General features: G+C 52.5%; 20 protein-coding genes. 4 read left to right on the plus strand and 16 right to left on the minus strand.

Annotation, left to right across the window (positions count from 1 at the left end; genetic code table 11):
* Positions 1 to 3: 3 nt before the first annotated feature.
* The 12 genes from THEAM_RS07520 to pstC all read right to left on the minus strand — a co-directional run bounded on the left by THEAM_RS07520 (position 4) and on the right by pstC (position 9,352).
* Positions 4 to 1,833 carry an NADH-quinone oxidoreductase subunit 5 family protein gene (locus tag THEAM_RS07520; RefSeq protein WP_013538237.1) on the minus strand — a complete coding sequence of 610 codons (1,830 nt, stop codon included), beginning with the start codon at positions 1,831 to 1,833 and terminating at the stop codon, positions 4 to 6.
* A gap of 1 nt (position 1,834) precedes the next feature.
* Entirely contained in the window at positions 1,835 to 2,143 is a 309-nt protein-coding gene (gene nuoK, locus THEAM_RS07525) for an NADH-quinone oxidoreductase subunit NuoK (protein ID WP_013538238.1), read from the minus strand.
* Entirely contained in the window at positions 2,143 to 2,625 is a 483-nt protein-coding gene (locus THEAM_RS07530; protein WP_013538239.1) for an NADH-quinone oxidoreductase subunit J family protein, read from the minus strand. The genes nuoK and THEAM_RS07530 overlap by 1 nt, the downstream gene beginning before the upstream one ends.
* Complete coding sequence (locus THEAM_RS07535) at positions 2,622 to 3,200, minus strand: 4Fe-4S dicluster domain-containing protein (RefSeq protein WP_013538240.1); 579 nt, start codon at positions 3,198 to 3,200, stop codon at positions 2,622 to 2,624. Before THEAM_RS07535 ends, THEAM_RS07530 begins: the two co-directional genes overlap by 4 nt.
* An 11-nt stretch (positions 3,201 to 3,211) precedes the next feature.
* On the minus strand, positions 3,212 to 4,156 hold the full coding sequence (locus tag THEAM_RS07540) for a complex I subunit 1/NuoH family protein (RefSeq protein ID WP_013538241.1): 945 nt from the start codon (positions 4,154 to 4,156) through the stop codon (positions 3,212 to 3,214).
* Positions 4,157 to 4,165: 9 nt separating this feature from the next.
* A complete protein-coding gene (locus THEAM_RS07545; RefSeq protein ID WP_013538242.1) occupies positions 4,166 to 5,335 on the minus strand; it encodes an NADH-quinone oxidoreductase subunit D in 1,170 nt (389 codons plus the stop codon).
* The gene (locus THEAM_RS07550; RefSeq protein WP_013538243.1) at positions 5,335 to 5,802 is read right to left on the minus strand and encodes an NADH-quinone oxidoreductase subunit C; all 468 of its coding nucleotides are present in this window, start codon (positions 5,800 to 5,802) and stop codon (positions 5,335 to 5,337) included. Before THEAM_RS07550 ends, THEAM_RS07545 begins: the two co-directional genes overlap by 1 nt.
* Positions 5,803 to 5,814: 12 nt before the next feature.
* A complete protein-coding gene (locus tag THEAM_RS07555; RefSeq protein ID WP_013538244.1) occupies positions 5,815 to 6,285 on the minus strand; it encodes an NADH-quinone oxidoreductase subunit B in 471 nt (156 codons plus the stop codon).
* Complete coding sequence (locus tag THEAM_RS07560) at positions 6,282 to 6,617, minus strand: NADH-quinone oxidoreductase subunit A (RefSeq protein WP_013538245.1); 336 nt, start codon at positions 6,615 to 6,617, stop codon at positions 6,282 to 6,284. The genes THEAM_RS07555 and THEAM_RS07560 overlap by 4 nt, the downstream gene beginning before the upstream one ends.
* 173 nt (positions 6,618 to 6,790) lie before the next feature.
* Positions 6,791 to 7,570, minus strand: a complete 780-nt coding sequence (gene pstB, locus THEAM_RS07565) for a phosphate ABC transporter ATP-binding protein PstB (protein ID WP_013538246.1) — start codon at positions 7,568 to 7,570, stop codon at positions 6,791 to 6,793.
* A gap of 10 nt (positions 7,571 to 7,580) precedes the next feature.
* Positions 7,581 to 8,423: a phosphate ABC transporter permease PstA gene (gene pstA / locus THEAM_RS07570; RefSeq protein WP_013538247.1), complete on the minus strand. Its 843-nt coding sequence runs from the start codon at positions 8,421 to 8,423 to the stop codon at positions 7,581 to 7,583.
* A gap of 2 nt (positions 8,424 to 8,425) precedes the next feature.
* Entirely contained in the window at positions 8,426 to 9,352 is a 927-nt protein-coding gene (gene pstC, locus THEAM_RS07575) for a phosphate ABC transporter permease subunit PstC (protein WP_013538248.1), read from the minus strand.
* Positions 9,353 to 9,489: 137 nt separating this feature from the next.
* Between pstC and dnaE the strand changes: the two genes are divergently transcribed.
* Together dnaE and THEAM_RS07585 are read left to right on the plus strand one after the other, a co-directional pair.
* Positions 9,490 to 12,942 carry a DNA polymerase III subunit alpha gene (gene dnaE, locus THEAM_RS07580; RefSeq protein WP_013538249.1) on the plus strand — a complete coding sequence of 1,151 codons (3,453 nt, stop codon included), beginning with the start codon at positions 9,490 to 9,492 and terminating at the stop codon, positions 12,940 to 12,942.
* Positions 12,943 to 12,952: 10 nt separating this feature from the next.
* Entirely contained in the window at positions 12,953 to 13,897 is a 945-nt protein-coding gene (locus THEAM_RS07585; protein WP_013538250.1) for an acetyl-CoA carboxylase carboxyltransferase subunit alpha, read from the plus strand.
* On the opposite strand, the gene THEAM_RS07590 is transcribed toward THEAM_RS07585, so the two are convergent.
* From THEAM_RS07590 to THEAM_RS07600, 3 genes are all read right to left on the minus strand, one after another.
* Positions 13,866 to 15,185 carry an HD-GYP domain-containing protein gene (locus tag THEAM_RS07590; protein WP_013538251.1) on the minus strand — a complete coding sequence of 440 codons (1,320 nt, stop codon included), beginning with the start codon at positions 15,183 to 15,185 and terminating at the stop codon, positions 13,866 to 13,868. The two genes, THEAM_RS07585 and THEAM_RS07590, sit on opposite strands and share 32 nt — an antisense overlap.
* 2 nt (positions 15,186 to 15,187) lie before the next feature.
* A complete protein-coding gene (locus THEAM_RS07595; protein ID WP_013538252.1) occupies positions 15,188 to 16,441 on the minus strand; it encodes a DEAD/DEAH box helicase in 1,254 nt (417 codons plus the stop codon).
* 109 nt (positions 16,442 to 16,550) lie between these two features.
* Positions 16,551 to 16,757 carry a cold-shock protein gene (locus tag THEAM_RS07600; protein WP_013538253.1) on the minus strand — a complete coding sequence of 69 codons (207 nt, stop codon included), beginning with the start codon at positions 16,755 to 16,757 and terminating at the stop codon, positions 16,551 to 16,553.
* Positions 16,758 to 16,971: 214 nt separating this feature from the next.
* Here THEAM_RS07600 and THEAM_RS07605 point away from each other — a divergent pair, with 214 nt between their 5' ends.
* Positions 16,972 to 17,376, plus strand: a complete 405-nt coding sequence (locus THEAM_RS07605; RefSeq protein ID WP_013538254.1) for a DUF4332 domain-containing protein — start codon at positions 16,972 to 16,974, stop codon at positions 17,374 to 17,376.
* Positions 17,377 to 17,404: 28 nt separating this feature from the next.
* Here the strand turns inward: THEAM_RS07605 and THEAM_RS07610 are convergent, their stop codons facing one another.
* Positions 17,405 to 17,629, minus strand: coding sequence for a hypothetical protein (locus THEAM_RS07610; protein ID WP_013538255.1), 225 nt, complete (start codon positions 17,627 to 17,629; stop codon positions 17,405 to 17,407).
* Positions 17,630 to 17,683: 54 nt separating this feature from the next.
* On the opposite strand from THEAM_RS07610, the gene truD reads away from it, so the two are divergent.
* Entirely contained in the window at positions 17,684 to 18,739 is a 1,056-nt protein-coding gene (truD, locus tag THEAM_RS07615) for a tRNA pseudouridine(13) synthase TruD (protein ID WP_013538256.1), read from the plus strand.
* The last annotated feature ends 12 nt before the right edge of the window (positions 18,740 to 18,751 follow it).

The raw sequence follows: 18,751 nt of genomic DNA on the forward strand, positions 1-18,751 counted from the left end.
CCTCTACACAAAGAGAATGATAAGAACTATGGCTATAACACCTGCAACGAAGTAGGTAAGGTAGTCTATAACGTCGCCGGTTTGTATCTTCCTGCACCTATCCCAGCAGGCAAGGGAGAGTTTCGCCGTTCCGTTAACGGCACCGTCTACAACGTGGATGTCTACCCACTCTACGGCCTTGGCTATAGAGCCGTAGAAGACGCTCCTGCAAATCCACTTAATTGCGGCATCTACGTACCAGCCGTTGTAGAGGAATTCGTTTATCCCCTTACCGAGGGGGTGGGCAAGGAACTTGGCCGTAGAGATAACCCGCTTGTAGTAGATGAGGAAGACGATTCCGAAGAGCACAAACATCACCGTGAGAGTGGCAACGAGCAGGTCGAGGTAGAAAGGCTCGTGAACCTCACCGAAGAGCCAGTGGATAATCTTCTCCTTGAAGAAGGGTATCGCTATCGTCATGAAGGCGAGAACGTAGAGGGGAACCAGCATTACAGGGTAGGCTTCACGGGCGTGCTTAGAGTACTCGGAGGGCTCTCCGGTAAACACAACGAACCAGAGCCTAAAGCCGTAAGCTATACAGAGAACCGCCGCCACAAAGGTGAGTCCGAATATAACGGGGTTACCGTAGGCGTAGGTGGCGGCAAGTATCCAGTCCTTACTAAAGAAGCCGTTAAAGGGCGGAACACCCGCAAGGGCCAGGATACCTACCAGGAAGAGGAATGCCGTTTGGGGCATGTACTTCATAAGGCCACCAAGCTTAAAGGCGTCTTTCTGGTGGTGAGTCATATGGATAACGGCACCTGCAGCAAGGAAGAGCAGTGCCTTGAAGATGGCGTGGTTCATAAGGTGGAAGATTCCCGCCGCGGCAGAGCCTACACCGAGGGCTACAAACATGAGGGCAAGGTGTTCCATAGTGGAGAAGGCAAGTATTTTCTTAATCTCGGTGTGTGCAAGGGCACCGGTTGCGGCTATGAAGGCAGATATGGCACCGATAAAGGCAACAACTATGAGGGCGTGGGAGTAGTCGAAGAAGGGGAACATCCTTGCCACAAGGTATACACCGGCGTTAACCATTGTAGCGGCGTGGATAAGGGCGGAAACCGTTGTAGGACCTTCCATGGCGTCGAGAAGCCACGGGAAGAGCGGAAACTGTGCAGACTTACCAACGGCTCCTATGAATATGAGTATGGAGATTAGGAGTCCGAGCTTCACGCTAAATGCCCCGGCAAGGGCAAGAGCGTTTAACTCCTGGAAGTTAATCGTTCCGAGCAGAACCCAGGCAACTATTATACCGGCGAGCATGAAAACGTCGCCGAACCTGGTCATAACAAAGGCCTTAAGTGCAGCCTCGGCAGCGCTCTTCTTCCAGTACCAGTAGCCGATGAGGAGGTAGGAACAGAGTCCAACGCCTTCCCAGAAGATGTAAAGCCCCACAAGGTTACTAACGAAGACAAGCCCCACCATAGAGCCTATGAAGAAGAGCTTCTCAAAGTAGTACCTGTGGGGCGACTCATCCTCTTCCATGTAACCTTTGGAGAAGACGATATCCAGGAAGCCGATACCCGTAGCTATAAGGGCCATAATTATCGAGAGGTGGTCTACGAAAATCCCGAAGGGAACCTTAAACGAGCCGAACTGGAACCAGGTGAAGCGGTGAACTATGGGCTCCTCTCCCATGTTCAGCGCAATGTAGCAGGAGAGGATAAAGCCGAGCAGTCCGGTTGCCGCGGCAACCCAGAAGGAGTTCCAGCGCTCAGTAAACTTACCTACCAGAAAGGCCAGAATACTCCCGAGGAAGAAGATTCCTATGGTTAGGTATACAACCTTCTCCATCCTACCACCTCAGGTTCTTGATTTTTGATGGTATAACCTCGCCGAAGCGCTTGTAGAAAACGATAACTATGGCAAGACCGACAGCCGCTTCAAGTGCAGCAAGACCTATGGTGAAGAAGGTAAAAACCTCTCCGTCCAGGTTCCGCTGAGCGGAGAAAATTACAAAGTTCAAGTTGGCGGCGTTGATAATCATCTCAACCGCAAAGAGCATCCTTATAACGGACTTCCTTGAGAGCAATCCGTAGACGCCTACGGCAAGGAGCGAGAAAGACAGAAACAGGTATGCGTGAACGTCGGCCTCCAAAAGCATTACTCAGCCTCCCTCTTCTTGGTGATAATGGCGTTGGCCATGTAGAGGATTGCGGCAACTATGAAGCCCAGAACAATGGTAAAGAAGGAGTACTTCTCAACAAATACGGTTCCGAGAGCTTCCGTAGAGTAAACCTTAAACGGAAAGGTATCTATGGCACTCCAGAAGGAGAAGACAATCCCGATTATAAGAAGTATAAGGCTCAAAACTATCGCCTTTACGGCCTTTCCCGGAGGCTTCTTGTAGCTCTCTCCAATCATCATAATCGCAAAGAGGACCAAAATGGTTACACCGCCGGCGTAAACCGCCAGCTGGACGCCGCCGAGAACTGGCATGTTCAAACCGAAGTAGACCAAGGCTATTTCCGAAAGCAGAACAACGAAGGAAACGGCAGCCCAAAGAAGCGAGGAGGCCTCAAGGGCTATAATGGCCGAGAAGACTATAACCGCGTACACTATCCAGAAATAAACGTTCCCGCTCATTTCTCTTCTCCCTCCTTCTCTTGCTTAGAGGGCTTGGCCTCGGGTTTGGCAGGAGGTTGAGGCTTTGCCTGAGCTTGAGCCTGCTGCTGCTTTTTCTTCAGGGCCTCCTGCTTCTTCTTCTCGAGAAGCTCCTCCATTTTCTTGGCCTTCTCTATGGCCTTCTCAAGGTCTTGAGCCTCAAAGGTGTATTTCGTCAAGTTGTCCCAAGTGCCCGGCTCTACAAACATACGGTACTCGTCTGTAAGCTTAATGGCCTTTTCGGGCTTCGTGGGGCACGCGTCCTCACAGAGGCCGCAGAACATACACTCGTTTGCGCGAACCCTCGGCACGGCCCTGGGCTTTTTAACACCCGTAGGAACCATATCTATGCAGTTAACGGGGCAGGCCCTCGAACAGAGGGAGCAGCCGATACACAGCTCGGCCCTTATGATGTGCTTTCCGCGGTAGTGGAGCTCCCTCCTCACCCCCTTGTCCCACCATATCTCGGTGGCCTTGGGGGCGAAAACGGCCTTGGTAACCCTAATCACCTTCTTCGTAGCTTCAACCGGTAAGAGCAAAGCCTCCTTCAGCTCCATTTTCCTCTCCTTTAAGCGATGAACATCTTAATGAGAATTACAAACGCAAGGTTCAGAAGGGCAAGAGGCGTAAGCACCTTCCAGCAGAACCTGAGAAGCTGGTCCATCCTTATACGGGGAGTAGAGGCCCTTACCACAAAGGTGAAGAAGTAAAGGGCTGCAACCTTTATGAAGAACCAGACAACTCCAGGCAGAATCGGCCCTTTAAAGCCGCCGAGGAAGAGAACCACGGCAACGGAGTAAAGGGCAAAAAGCTCCACCAGCTTGGAGAGAACCAAAATGGCGTAGTTAAAGCCGCCGAACTCTGTGAGGAATCCGTAAACGATTTCCTGTTCGGCCTCGGGTATATCAAAGGGAGGCCTATCGGTAACTATAAGGGTGGCGGTTATGAAGATGAGGAAAGCAGGCAGAAGAACGAAGAAGCTGACTATAGAGCTCTTCTGGATAATCTCCAGGTGATTGAGAGTTCCGTAGAAAACAGCAGCGGCAAGGGCAGAGAGCCAGAGGGGAATCTCCCCGGAAATCATTTGGTTTACAACCCTCAAGCCGCCGATAAAGGAGTACTTACTCTTTGAAGCCCAACCTGCGTAGAAGAAGACAGGAGGCATACCGGTAACGAGTGCAAGAATTAAGAGGAGGTCGAAGCTGGTGCTCACTATGTAGCTGTGGGCCGAGAAGGGAATAAAGGCGATGAGAATCGCAACCATAAGGAAGGCCACAAAGGGGATGAGCGAAAAGAGGAGCTTATTGGCCCTCTTCTGGATTATGAACTCCTTCTGAAGGAGTTTGAAAACGTCGGCAGTTGTCTGAAGCAGTCCCCACTTACCTACATAGTAGGGGCCCGTTCTCAGGTGAACATCTGCCAGAATCTTACGCTCCAGGTAGAATATCATCAGAAACACAACCAGCAGGAAGACAAATCCCGGAAAGAATATCGCTCTCAGCCAGGCTTCCATACTCTCCTCCTACCTGTCTATGTCGCCGTGACATATGTAGAGTGAGGCAAATATGACGGGAACGTCGGCGAGCTTCACGTTCTTCATCATCTCCGGCATTGCCCACAGGTTTGCAAAAGAAGGAGCCCTCATCTTGAGCCTGTAAGGCCCGGTTCCTCCATCGCTTATAAGGTGGAAGCCGAAGCACCCGCGGGCCCACTCAACGTTAACGTAGGCCTCTCCTGCGGGCACCTTAACGGGGAACTTCGTTCTATACTCACCTTCGGGAAAACCTTCTATGGCCTGCCTGATTATCTTGGCAGACTCTATAAGCTCTTCCCAGATAACCAGGTAGCGGGCGTAACAGTCACCCTCCTCCTTTGTTACCACTTTAAAGTCGAGCTCGCCGTAAGCGGCGTAGGGGTAGTCCTTCCGTATGTCGGACGGAATGCCCGAAGCCCTGAGGGCCGGACCGGCAAGGCCGAGCTCAACTGCCTTTTCACGGGGAACAACCCCTACCCCCTGGGAGCGGATTTTCAGGGTCGGGTTGTCTATGAAGACCTCGCCGAAGCGAGGGATAAACTCCTTCTCGAGGAAATCAACGGCGGTAATCATCTTCTCTATAAACTTGCCGGTAGGCTCGTACCTAACCCCTCCGGGAACAATCGAGGAGGTGGCTATCCTCTGACCGGCGTAAACCTCGAAGGCGTCGAGGAACTTCTCACGGGCTATAAGGGCCCACTGCATAGGGGTGTGAACGCCGAGCACCCCTATAAAGCTGCCCAAGCCTATAAGGTGGCTCACTATCCTTCCGCCTTCACACAGTATCGTCCTTACGTAGTCGGCCTTCTTTGGAACCTCTACGCCGGCAATTTTCTCGGCGGCTATCGAGTAGCCGGTCATGGTGCCGAAGTTGTCTATAAAACAGGCCCTCTCTACGTTAACGATGGCGTTTATCCAGGTTCTATACTCAACGAGCTTCTCAAGGAGCCTCAGAACGTAACCGATATCCGGGTCAACCTTTACAACCTCGTCTCCGTCGACCCAAACCTTTAAACGCATGGGGCCCGAAGCCGGGTGCTGAACACCCCAGTTAAGCTGAAGCAGTTTCTCCTGCAAAAGCCCCAGGTCTTCCCCGGAAACTTCCACCTGCTCTTCTACAACGAAGGTGTAACCTGCCTGGGTGATGCTGTTTCCCATTACTTCTTCCCCTTAGTTGGCTTTCTGTGCTTTTTGAAGTCGTAAGACTTCCTGAGAGGGAACCACCCTTCCGCCCACTCGGGCAACAGCATAACCTCGAGTCTGGGATTGCCTATGAAGTCAACGCCGAACATCTCCCAAGCCTCACGCTCGTGAGGCTGCAGGGGCGGGAATATGTCGCAAACGCTGGGAACGGAGAGGTCGTCTGCCGGAAGCTCCACTCTGACCATAACGAACTTCTTCTTTACAAGGTCCTCAAGGATGTAGTTAACCTGGTACCCCTGCCCTTTAGGGGTGTAGTCAACAACGGATACGGTATGGGGGTAGTTAAAGCCTTCCTTCTTCAGGAACTTCATCAGGTCTCTGAGCTTGTCCCTGTCGGCCTTAACCAGCAGAAAGTTTGTATCGTAGGGCTCACACTCAAAGCCGAACTGCTGTTCAAGCTTGGCCTTTACCTCTTCCAGCATCTCTCTCTCCAGTTAGTAGGGTATCTCTTCCATCCTGTTGGGATACTTCTTGGCGGCGTTCTCCCTATCCCTGAGGATTATCTCCTTGAGCCTCAGGAACCCTTCAAGGGTGGCTTCCGGGTTTGGCGGACAGCCTGCAACGAAAACGTCAAAGGGTATGTACTGGGAGACGTCTACCGCCACGAAGTCGGAATCCCAGTAGGGTCCGCCGCCAGCGGCACAAGCCCCCATACCGAAAACGTAACGGGGTTCGGGCATCTGCTGGTAAACTCTGAGGAGAACCGGCAGAACCTTACGGGAAACGAGGCCCGTAACTATGATGAAGTCTGCCTGCCTCGGGCTCGGAGTCATCATGAAGCCGTAACGCTCCCAGTCGAACCTGGGCCCCATAAGGGCAAGCACCTCGAGGGAGCAGCAGCCGCTACAGAAGTGAACTCCCCAGGGTGAGTTTGCCCTGCTCCAGTCGAAGAACTTGAGAATCATCTTCTGTTTCCTCCAACCATTATGTAGGAGAGGGGAATCATGAGGAGTAGCGAGAAGAGGATGAATATCCAGCCGAACTTAGGGTCGCCCTTACCTATGGAGTAGAGAACGAAGAAGACACCGGCTATATCCATGGCTATGAAGATGATGGCGTAGAAGTAGTACTGGAAGTTAACGCTGGCGATAATGGGCTCAGGTGCCGGCAGACCACACTCGTAGGTGTCTTCCTTAACAGGGTGGGGGTCTCTCGGAGCAACGGCTACAGACAGGAGCCAGAGCGAAAGTCCCGCAAGGAACATAACTACTACAAAAACGACGAAGTTGTAGAGCATCTCTCCTCTCCCTCGGTTTGGTAACGGCTAAGTCCGATTTTACTAAACTGTAAAAATTTTGTAAACAACCTGTAAACGTCTGGATAAAGGAATCTTAAGATAAAGCCATCAGGATTGTCAAGAATTATAAAGATTTAATTTGTTGGGAGGCTAAAGAATAAGGAGAGGAAGGCCTAACCGAACCTTCCGGTGATGTAGTCCTCTGTAAGCTTCTCTTTGGGCTTAATGAAGATGTCTTCGGTCTTGTTAAACTCTATGAGTTCTCCCAAGTACATGAAGGCGGTATAGTCCGACACCCTGGCAGCCTGCTGCATGTTGTGGGTGACGATGATTATGGTGAGCCTGTCGCGGAAGCTGACAACGAGTTCCTCTATTTTTGCAGTTGAAATAGGGTCGAGAGCAGAAGTGGGCTCGTCAAAGAGCAGAACCTCCGGCTCAACGGCAATTGCCCTGGCTATACAGAGCCTCTGCTGCTGACCTCCGGAAAGGCCCGAGGCAGGGGCGTTAAGGCGGTCTTTCACCTCTTCCCACAGGGCGGCGTCTTTAAGGGCCTTCTCTACGCGGTCTTGAAGTTCGGTTTTGTTCTTTATCCCTTTGAGTTTAAGGCCGTAGGCCACGTTATCGAATATGGACATGGGGAAGGCGGTAGGTTTTTGAAAGACCATTCCGACGCGGCTGCGAAGCTTTATGAGGTCGTAGCCCGGGTCGAGGATGTTCTCCCCGTCGAGGAGGATTCTACCCTCGTAGCGGTTACCGGGGTAGAGGTCGTGCATACGGTTGAAACACCTTAAGAGGGTAGTCTTTCCGCATCCGGAGGGGCCTATGAGGGCCGTTATCTTCTTCTCGGGGACTTTGAAGGAGATGTTCTTTAAGGCGTGTTTGTCGCCGTAGTAGAAGTTGAGGTTGTCTACCACTATCTTTGCAGGCTCAGAAGGCTCTATTATGAAGGCCATATCTCCTCCGCTACTTTTTAAACTTGTAGTGGGCTATTATACGGCCCAGTATGTTGGCCCCCAGAACCCCGAACGTTAGGATTATAGCCGCCGCCCAGGCAAGCTGCTGCCAGTACTTGTAGGGGCTCATAGCGTAGTCGTACATGGTGACCGTAAGGGAGGCCATAGGTTGGAATATGTTTAGGGTGAAGAAGTTGTTGTTGAAGGAGGTAAAGAGCAGGGGAGCGGTCTCTCCGCCTATCCGGGCCACGGCGAGTATAACTCCGGTTAAAATGCCGGTAATGGCAGCTCTGTAAACAACGTCTTTTATCACCTGGAACTTCGTGGCTCCGAGGGCGTAGGCGGCCTCCCTGAGCTCCGGAGGTACCATTCTCAGCATATCGTCGGTGGTCCTGAGGATTATGGGAATCATCATTATTGCGAGGGCAACAGAGCCGGCAATTCCCATGAAGTGGCCCACAGGCTTTACAAGAACCGCGTAGATAAAGGTGCCTATGACTATAGAGGGAACACTCATCATTATGTCGGAGAGGTCTCTGACCCAGTTGGCCAGTTTACTCCCCTTGCCGTATTCGGAGAGGTAGGTTCCAGCAAGTATCCCTATCGGAATACCTATGACGGTTGCAAGCAGAACTATAAGGGTCTGCCCGACTATGGCGTGTTTGAGACCTCCCGTGTTGTCTCCGGGAGCCGGCGGGTTGCCGATGAAGACTTCCAAGGAGAGGGATGAGAGCCCCTTGTAAAGTAGGGTTCCAAGTATCCAGAAGAGCCACATAAGCCCGAAGAGGGCCGCAAGGGTAGAGAGGACGAGAACCAGTTTGTTTATCAGTTTTCTCTTCTGAAAGGCGTCCACGGCTACCTCTCTACTTTTTTGAGGAAGAAGAACTTACCTATGCTGATTACGAGGAAGCTCATTACGAAGAGTATGAGGGCAAGGTAGAAGAGGCTCGAGAGGTAGAGGTCGGTGTCGGCCTCGGTAAACTCGTTTGCGAGGGTAACGGTAATGGATGTGGCGGGCTCTAAGAGGGAGTGGGGTATAACCGGTTGGTTACCCATAACGAACGTTACGGCCATGGTTTCGCCCAGTGCCCTACCCAGAGACAGGATAACTCCGCCCACCACGCCGAGCTTGGCGTAGGGGATAACAACGTCTTTCATAACGTCCCACTTTGTAGCCCCGAGGGCGTAGGCAGACTCTTTTAGGATGTCCGGAACCATGTTAAAGGAGTCCCTGGCTATTGCGGCTGTAAAGGGGAGAATCATTATCGAGAGGACTATAGAGGCGGTAAGGAGCCCTATGCCGGGCGTGTAGCCGGAGAACCACTGGCCGATGAGCGGTAGCTTCCCTAAAGTTGCGTGTATAACGGGCTGAAGGTAGTCGCGCATAAAGGGGGCGAAGAAGAAGAGGCCCCACATTCCGTAGATGATTGAGGGAATGGCGGCAAGAAGCTCTATGGCTACCCCTACCGGAGTTCTCAAGGGGTGGGGGGCAATCTCGGTAAGGAAAATGGCAATTCCTATGGCAACGGGAACCGCTATGAGTATTGAAATAATCGTGCTCACAACGGTTCCAAATATGGCGGGAGCGCCGCCGAACTTCTCCATAGGGGGGTTCCAGACCTTAGAGGTTATGAAGTGCCATACCCCAAAGGTGTGTATGGAGAGCGAAGACTCTTTATAAAGAACCACGAAGAGGGCAAAGAGGATAATCACCACAAGGAGGGTGGCCGCAAGGGCAAATTTGCTAAAGAGCAGGTTTAAGAAGCGGCTCTGCCTGTTCATATTCGCCCCTGATGTGGTCTGGCAAATTTTAACAAAGGAGAAAGTTATCAACGGTGGGCCGGTAGTTTGTTAAGAATTTGTTAAGAGCTTCGGCCGTGTAGAATTAACTTTCCACATAAAGGCGTTCAGGAGAGGCCATGGTAAGGAAAGGAGACTTCGTCCACCTACACCTTCACTCCCAGTACTCGATTCTCGACGGAGCCATAAAGGTTAAAGACCTTGTGAAGAAGGCAAAGGAGCTCGGGATGCCGGCCGTGGCGATAACCGACCACGGAAACATGTTTGCATCCTATGAGCTCTACAAGGCCTGCAAGGAGGAGGGTATAAAGCCCATAATCGGCCAGGAGTTTTACATAGCTAAAGGTTCCAGGTTCGACCGGAAGAAAGGGGGAGAGGGTGAGAAGGGAAGTTACCACCTGATACTGCTGGCCAAGAACGACAAAGGCCTTAAAAATTTGATGAAGCTCAGCACAATCGGATTCACCGAGGGTTTCTACTACAAACCCAGAATAGATAAGGAAGTCCTTGAGAAGTACAGCGAGGGACTGATAGCCCTATCGGCCTGTATCCAGGGCGAGGTGCCGCTCCTTTATCTGATGGGAAAGGAGGAAGAGGCGAGGAGGGCCGCCCAGTGGTATAAGGAGCTCTTCGGGGAGGACTTTTACCTTGAGCTTCAGTACCACGGAATACCCGAACAGAAAAAGGCCAACGAGTTCCTGATAAAACTGGCGAAAGAGCTGGACATTGAGCTGGTTGCAACCAACGACGCCCACTACTTGAACAAGGAAGACTGGGAGGCCCACGACGTCCTGCTCTGCCTGCAGACCGGGAAGAAGCTCAGCGACGAGAAGAGAATGCGCTTTCCCAGCAGGGAGTTCTACGTAAAAGACGCCCAGGAGATGCTGGAAGTTTTTAAAGAGGTTCCCCAAGCGGTATTTAACACTTTAAAGATTGCCGAAAAGGTGGAAGAGAGGCTGGAAACCTTTGAAAACAAAGGTTACCTGCTTCCAAAGTACGAAGTGCCGGAGGGTCACACTTACGACTCTTTCCTGCGGAAACTGGCAGAGGAAGGGCTCGAGAGGAGGTTTAAAGAGCAGGGGATTACAGACGGCGAGAAAAAGCAGGTCTACTACGAGCGCCTAAACCACGAGCTGAAAATCATCAACGATATGGGCTTCCCGGGCTACTTCCTAATCGTTTGGGACTTCATAAACTGGGCCAAGAGGAACGGCATCCCCGTAGGGCCGGGAAGGGGTTCCGCCGCAGGCTCCCTCGTGGCCTATGCCATAGGAATTACCGACATAGACCCCATAAGGTTCAACCTGCTGTTTGAGAGGTTCCTAAACCCGGAAAGGGTAACGATGCCAGATATAGACGTTGATATCTGCCAAGACGGCCGAGACAGGGTTATCCAGTACGTTCGGGAGAAGTACGGCGAAGATAAGGTCTGCCAGATTATCACCTTCGGAACCATGAAGACAAAGATGGTTATCAGGGATGTGGGCAGGGTTCTGGGCATCCCGCCGAAGGAGGTAGATAAGTTAGCCAAGCTCATACCCGACGACGCAAAGAGCGTTGAGGACGCAGTTGAGAGGGCCCCGGAAATCAGGGAGCTTGCCGAAAAAGACGAGACTATAGCGAGGCTGATAAAGATAGCCAAAAGGCTTCAGGGGCTTGCAAGGCAAACGGGAGTTCACGCAGCCGGAGTGGTTATAGCCCCCGAAACCCTCACCGACTACATCCCCCTTGCAAAGAGCAAAGACGGCGACATAACAACCCAGTACGACATGGGGCAGGTTGAGGCCCTGGGCCTGCTGAAGATGGACTTCCTGGGCCTTAAAACCCTGACAATCATAGACAGAACCATAAAGCTCATCAAGGAGAGGCACGGGGTAGAGATAGTCCCGACGAAGCTGCCCCTTGACGACCCCGAAACGTTTAAGCTGCTGCAGTCGGGGAACACCGTAGGGGTGTTCCAGCTTGAATCCCGCGGAATGAGAAACTTGATGAAGAGGCTAAAGCCCAGCGTTTTCGAAGATATCATAGCCCTCGTGGCCCTTTACCGCCCCGGACCGCTTAACTCCGGAATGGCCGAGAGCTACATAAGGAGGAAGCACGGCCAGGAGGAGGTGGATTACATCTTCCCCGAGCTCGAGCCCGTTCTGAAAGAGACCTACGGCCTCTTCATCTATCAAGAGCAGATTATGCAGATAGCAAACATCCTTGCAGGTTACTCTTTGGGTGAGGCCGACCTTTTAAGGCGGGCAATGGGTAAGAAGAAGAAGGAGATTATGGAGGAGCAAAGAAGCATATTCGTAAGCAGGGCCGTTGAGAGGGGCTACCCGAGGGAGAAGATAGAGAAGCTCTTTGACGACATAGCGAAGTTTGCAGAGTACGGTTTTAACAAGTCCCACTCGGCCGCTTACGGCTTCCTTGCCTACGTAACCGCCTACCTGAAAGCCCACTACCCGAAAGAGCTGTTTGCAACTATGATGTCGATAGACTTTGACAAGACCGACGAAATCGTAAAGTTCATCAAGGACTGTAAGGAGAACGGAATAAACGTCCTTCCGCCCGACATCAACAGAAGCGGCGCATACTTTGAGATAGAGGGCGAGGCGATTAGGTTCGGCCTTGCAGGTATTAAAGGGGTTGGAGAGAAGGCCGCCCTCCACATAGAGGAAGTGCGAAAGGAGGGGGGTGAGTTTAAAGACCTGTTTGATTTCTGCAGGAGGGTAGACCTTAAAGTGGTTAACAGGAAGGTTATAGAGGCCCTGATAAAGGCCGGAGCTTTTGACTCAACGGGCATAAACAGAGCTTCCAACCTTGCGGCCCTCGACAGGGCCATGAACGCCGCCCAGAGCATTCAGAAATCCCAGAGCAAAGGGCTCCTCAGCCTCTTCGGAGAGGCCGAGAGCATAGTCCAGGTTGAGTTTCCGGAAGTTGAAGAGTGGCCGGAGAGGGTCAAACTGGAGTATGAGCGCCAGGCCATAGGCTTTTACCTTTCGGGCCACCCGCTACTTGAGTTCAAAGAGATAGTTACGCTTGCCTTTGACTCAACTGCCGAGAAGGAAGAGTGGAAAGACGGCCAAGAGCTCACTCTGGCCGGAGCGATAACGGACGTGAAGCTCCGAAGGACCCAAAGGGGCGACCTTTGGGCAACGGTGGAGCTTACCGACTTAGACGGCAGCACGTCGGTCCTTGTTTTCCCGAGCGTTTTCAAGGAGGCCGGAGAGCACCTTACAGAGGGGAACATAGTGGTGGTTAAGGGAAGCGTTAGGGAGGAGGAAGAGAGCAAGAGCGTAATAGCCAAGGAGATAGTTCCTCTGAACAGGGAGATAGTGGATAAAATAACGGAAGTTTCCATTAAGCTCAAAGGAGAGGAGATAACCGAGGAGCTCCTCAAAGAGCTTCACACCTTCATCCAGAACCACTCCTCTCCCGACGGTAAGCCGGTTGTAGTTGAGGCGGAGCTGCCCGACTGCTTTGTAAAATTGCAAATAGACCCGAGCCTCCGACTACCCGTTGAACCACAAGTTCTAAGGGAGCTCGGCAAGCTGATACCTAAGGAGAGAATAAAGGTCCACTGAGGTTGCAAAGATGGGAGGAGTTTACGAGTTTGAAAACAAGGTTGAGAAACTGCGCAAAAAAATAGAGGAACTGAAAAAGTTGGGAAAGCACGACCCTACCGTAATAGAGGAGATAGAGAAGAAGTTCCTCAAGAAGATTGAGGAGTTCTACAGCTCGCTGTCGGCGTGGGATAGGGTGCAGATTGCCCGCCACCCGAACCGCCCCCACGCAATCGACTACATAAAGAGCGTTTTCAGCGACTTCGTAGAGCTCCACGGCGACCGCCACTGCGGAGACGGCAAAGCGATAATAGCCGGATTCGCCAAGTTTAAAGGGGAGCCCGTCTGCGTAATCGGCCAGGAGAAGGGCCGGGACACCAAGGAGAAAATAGAGCGGAACTTCGGAATGCCCCTTCCGGAGGACTACAGAAAGGCCCTCAGAGTGATGAAACTGGCCGACAAGTTTAAAAGACCGATAATCACACTGGTAGATACCCCCGGGGCGTTTCCCGGAATAGAGGCCGAAGAGCACGGCCAGTCGGAGGCGATAGCCCGCAATCTCCTCGAGATGGCCAAACTCAAAGTTCCCGTAATCAGCGTTGTTATAGGAGAGGGCGGCAGCGGGGGAGCGCTTGCAATAAGCGTTGCCAACAGGCTGCTGATGTTCGAAAACTCAATCTACTCGGTAATCTCCCCCGAAGGGTGTGCCGCAATCCTTTGGCAGTCTCAGGAGAAGGTAAAAGAGGCGGCAGAGGCCCTGAAACTGACCGCCGAGGAGCTTTTAAAACTCGGCATAGTAGATGAGGTCATACCGGAACCCCTCGAAGGGGCCCACAGGGATTGGGAGACAACCTTTAAAAACTTTGAAGAGGCCGTTGAGCGCCACCTGAAAGAGCTACAGAGGATGTCGCCGGAAGAGCTCGTGGAAGACAGGTACAGGAAGTTCAGAAGGATTGGAGCTCCTCAGACGATATAGACTTCAGCTTGTTGTAAAGCTCCCTGGCCCGCTGCTGGGCCGTGCTCCTCTGCTTCTCTATCATCTCGTAGTTCTTCCTAAGAACCCTGTAAACCCTCACATCTATCTTCCTCTGGGAGCTCAGCTGCTCGAGAATCTCAAAGGCCGTCTGAACGGGTAACCCCTTCTTATAGGGCCTGTCCTCCATAAGGGCGGTAAAGATATCCGCAACGGCCATTATCCGGGAGCCGAGTGAGAGGTCTTTGGCGGCCAGCTTGAAAGGATAACCGTTGCCGTCGAGGGTCTCGTGGTGGTAGGAAGCCCACTCGAGGACGTTCCTGCAGGCGTCCAGCTCCTCGAGGATTTTAAAAGTATAGAAAACGTGGGACTTCATAATGGAGAACTCCTCTTCGGTGAGCCTACCGGGCTTTTCGAGAATCTCCCGGGGAATGGCAACCTTTCCTACGTCGTGAAGGAGGCCCGCAACCCGCATCTTCCTGAGGTCGGGGGAGGTGAAGTTAAAGAAGGAGGCAAGCGAAACCGCCGTTTGGGCAACCCCTGAGGAGTGGGTGGCGGTAAAGGGGCTCTTAAAATCTATCAGGTAGGCAAAGAGCTGGGAGAGCTGGTAGAAGAACTCAACGGGCATCCGGGAGGAAAAGGAGACGAGAAGCCTCTCAAGGTCCCGCTTTAGCGCCTCCTGACTCAACAGGTGGTACCAGAAGGCCTCCTTCGGCGCCACCTTACCCAGGAATATGTCCACAAGGGCAGGGTCAAGGAGCGTTCCCCTTTGTTTTAGCAGGTACTCTTCAAGGGGGGAGAGAAGGTGTGGGATGGACGAGAACGGAGATTCTCTGTTCACACGGGCGCTGACGAAAACGTCTATCCTGTCGGCAAGGTGGATAATGAGGGAGGCAAACGGGATGAACTTGTCCTGCTGCTCAACGAAATCCCTGTAGGGGATGTGGTGGTAGCGGACCGCTATGGCCTCGGCCTTGAGAATTGGAAACTCTTTAAGCAGCCTGTAGCCAACCTCGGCGTGGGCGTGAATCTTGACTCCGAGCTCCGGGTCTTCAAGGTCTTTAACGAGCTTGGCGTCTTCATAAGAGGTTAGAAGCAGGCCTATGTCGTGCAGCAGCCCGGAAACTAAAACGTTGTGAATGAAGGAGGGGGAGTAGGTAACCTCCCTTGCGACGGTGTAGGCTATGAAAGCCACCCTGTAGTTGTGGTCGTTTAAAACGGGGTCGGCCAAACTGTTTATGGAGGATACCGCCAGCAGAAACTTCGAGAGGTTTACCGTCTCCCCATTCACAGCTACCTGCTCAGCAGTTTAGATAGTAAAACGGCAACGAGCTCCTCTGGAGAGCGCTCGCTCAGAAGCTCCGATGCCAAACGCTTAACGTAAGGGGGAAGGGAGTTTGCATCGGCCTCAAGGAGCTCTTTCTTCAGCTCCTTTACCGTGTTAACCCTGAAACGTTCGGGCCTTACTCCTTTAAGACCCTTTATCCTGTAAAGGCGCCTCTTTTCGGGCTCGGCAACAAGGCTGATGGCAAGCCCTTCCCTTCCGGCCCTTCCGGTTCTGCCTATACGGTGGACGTAGCTCTCGGGGTTCTCGGGAAGCTCGTAGTTTATAACGAGCCCAACGTCTTTTATGTCTATACCCCGGGCGGCAACGTCGGTGGCAACCAAAACCTTCACCTTCCCCTCCCTAAAGGCGCGCATAACGAACTCTCTCTGCCTCTGAGAGAGGTCACCGTGAATGGCCCTGGCGTTAATTCCGCGGCGTTGAAGCTCCTTTTCAATATCGGCAGCATCCCTCTTGGTTTTAACAAAGACTATTGTAGATACGCCCTCGTGCTCTTTCAGGAGCTTCTCAAGGGCCTTTATCTTATCCTCACTCCTTACAAGGATTATCCTCTGCTTAACTTTCGGCGTTATGAGCTGCTTGCCAACTTTCACGTTCTTGTAGTCGGGTTTTAGGTACCTGCCGATAAGGCGCCTTATCTCGTAGGGCATGGTAGCGGAGAAGAGAAGGGTCTGTTTCTCCTTGGGAGTTTTAGAGAGTATCTCCTCGATATCTTCTATGAAGCCCATGTCGAGCATCTGGTCTGCCTCGTCCAACACGGCGTAACGGACCCTGTCGAGGCGGAGAACTCCCCTGTTTATAAGGTCTTTCACCCTGCCCGGAGTGCCCACGATTATCTGGTGGCGCCCCCTCTTAAGCGCGTTTATCTGCCTCTCTATGGAAACGCCCCCGTAGATGGGAAAGGCCGAAACTCCCTTGTTCTTCCCTATAAGGGAGAGCTCGTGGGCCACCTGAATTGCAAGCTCCCTGGTAGGAGTGAGAACTATTGCCTTAACGCCGCGCTCCCGGGGACTTATACCGGAAACCAGAGGGATACCGAAGGCCGCAGTTTTGCCGGTTCCGGTTTGGGCCTGCCCTACAAGGTCGTGACCCTCAAGGGCAAGGGGAATAGCCTCTTTCTGGATAGGCGTGGGCTCAACAAATCCCATCTCCTCAAGCGATTTCTGAATACGCTCGTCAAGCTGTGAGAAAGAAAACTCCATGTGCAACTCCTGTTGTGTTTGGTAGTCTGGAAATAAAAATTGCCACGGCCCCCGCCGCCGTTTCAGACGGAAACCGTGGCAACCTATTTTATGCGATGTTCTTCTCTTGTTAAAGCCTGTCTACGTCTACGGCCTTAAGACCTTTATCGCTCTCCATAACGTTGAAGGAGACCCTCTCTCCCTCTTCAAGGGTTCTGAAACCCTCGCCGTTGATGCCGGTGTAGTGGACGAAAACGTCCTGGCCGTTGTCGGCCGTAATAAAGCCGTAGCCCTTCTTAGAGTCGAACCACTTTACTGTTCCTGTGAGCTTCTCCATGCGTCTTACCTCTCTAAACAAAATTTGTGAAATAAAAAAGCCCCAGAAGGCAGAAACGGCATGCCTTCTGGGGCTCTATCTTGCTCGTGCTGCCTTCCTACTCAAGAATCTTATAGGAGCGGTGCCCACAAGTCAACCCCATGAAGGTTAAAAAATCTTTCAGAAAAGTCTGCATCAGGGGCGTAAAATGGAAAAAAACCATGGGGGTAAAGGGATGAAACCGGTAGAGTCAATCGAAGGAATCGGCCCCAAGTACGGGGAAAAGCTGCGAAACGCAGGGATTAAAACGGTTGAGGAGCTTCTAAAGAAAGGCTCCACACCCCAGGGAAGGAGGGAGCTTGCTCAGAAAACCGGCCTGGACGAGAGGCTAATCCTGGACTGGGTAAACAGGGCAGACCTTGAGCGGGTTAAGGGGATAGGCCCACAGTACGCCGAGCTCCTCCAGAGGGCCGGAGTTAACACTGTTGTGGAGCTCTCGAAGAGGAACCCCGAAAACCTCCTGAAGAAGTTAGAGGAGGTTAACAGGGAGAAGAAGTTGGTGAGGAAGCTCCCCACCCTGAAACAGGTAAAAGACTGGGTAGAGCAGGCAAAAGCGCTGCCGAGAGTGGTAACCTACTGAGCCGACCACAGGTGTAGCCCGCAGTGGGCTACACCTCAAGCTCCTCTATGAAGGTGTAGGAGCTCTGAGGGATTATCAGGGTTCTCTTCTTCACCCCCTCCTCTTTGAGCCTGAAGTACTCAGAAACGTCTTCTTTAAAGGCGAAGTAACCCGTAACTTTAACGTGGGCATCGTTTACAAACTCCAAGCTCTCTGCAAACATGTAGGTCCCCTCGGCGTAGTTGGGGGCAAAGACCACAAGGTATAGTTTCATACCACCTCCGTTTTTCACTTTATTAGGTAAAGATTATACAGCCGGAGAGGGAAGTTGAGAGTTAAATCATCGCCCGAAGCGTTTAAAGTGGAAGAGGTGCTCAAAGAGCCCCCCGGAAAGAGCGGCCCGTTCAGGCTCTACAGGCTCACAAAGAGGGGGGTTGAGGGCCTTGAAGCCTTGAAAACCGTAGCTAAAAGGAGCGGCGTTCCCCTCAGCGTAATCTCCTACGGGGGGATAAAGGATAAAAACGCCCTTACGGTTCAGTTCCTAACGGTTCCGAAGCGTTTTAGGCTAAAAACGTTCAAAACCGAAGGGCTGAGCCTGCAGGAGGCGGGGTTTGCGCGGTTGCCGGCCAAACAGCTACACGCCGGTAACAGGTTCCAGATAGCGGTAGAAGGGGTGAAAGAGCCCCAAGAGTGGCGACTGGAGCTCCTGAAGAAGTGGGGGATTCCCAACTACTACGGAGAGCAGCGCTTTAACTCCGTAAGGGGCGGGAAGTGTCTGCTCCACTACAGGCCGGGAACCAAAGAGGCTCTTCTGCACCTTTTTAAGGGTGCGGGCTTTGAGAGTTCGAGGGAGAGGAAGGGGAAAAGGGCCTTTGAGAGGGGGGACTTTAAAACGGCAGCTGAGCTCCTTAGGGGCTGGAGGCGAGAGGTTGCCAAAGCCCTGCTGAAGGGGGCAACCTTTGAAGAGGCGTGGAGGCTGATTCCCCGGGAAGAGCTTGAGTTCCAGGCGAACCTGCTCCAGAGCTGGCTGTTTAACGAGAAGCTCTCCGGCGAGGTAAAGAGAAGGTGTGAACAACCCCTTAAGCTCAAGTACAGGGGAGGGACCCTGCTGTACCCTAAAGAGATGATAGAGCTTCCCCGAACCTTAGAGGCCTTTACCCTCCAGTCGGCTGAGCTCTACAGCAGGGAGCTGGAGAAGCTCAGGATAGACCCAGAGAACCTCAAAGGCTACGAGGGGCTGTTCCACAGCTTCCGAAGGGAGAGCGTTGTAAAGCCGAAGGAGTTTAAGCTTGAACGGTTCGAAAACGGGTTTGAGCTGTCGTTCCTCCTCCCGCCCGGCGCTTACGCAACCAACGTTTTAAGGTTCCTCTTCTCTGCGGTTTAAGGCGATTGAATA

The sequence above is a fragment of the Thermovibrio ammonificans HB-1 genome, assembly GCF_000185805.1.
Classification (GTDB): Bacteria; Aquificota; Aquificia; order Desulfurobacteriales; family Desulfurobacteriaceae; genus Thermovibrio; species Thermovibrio ammonificans.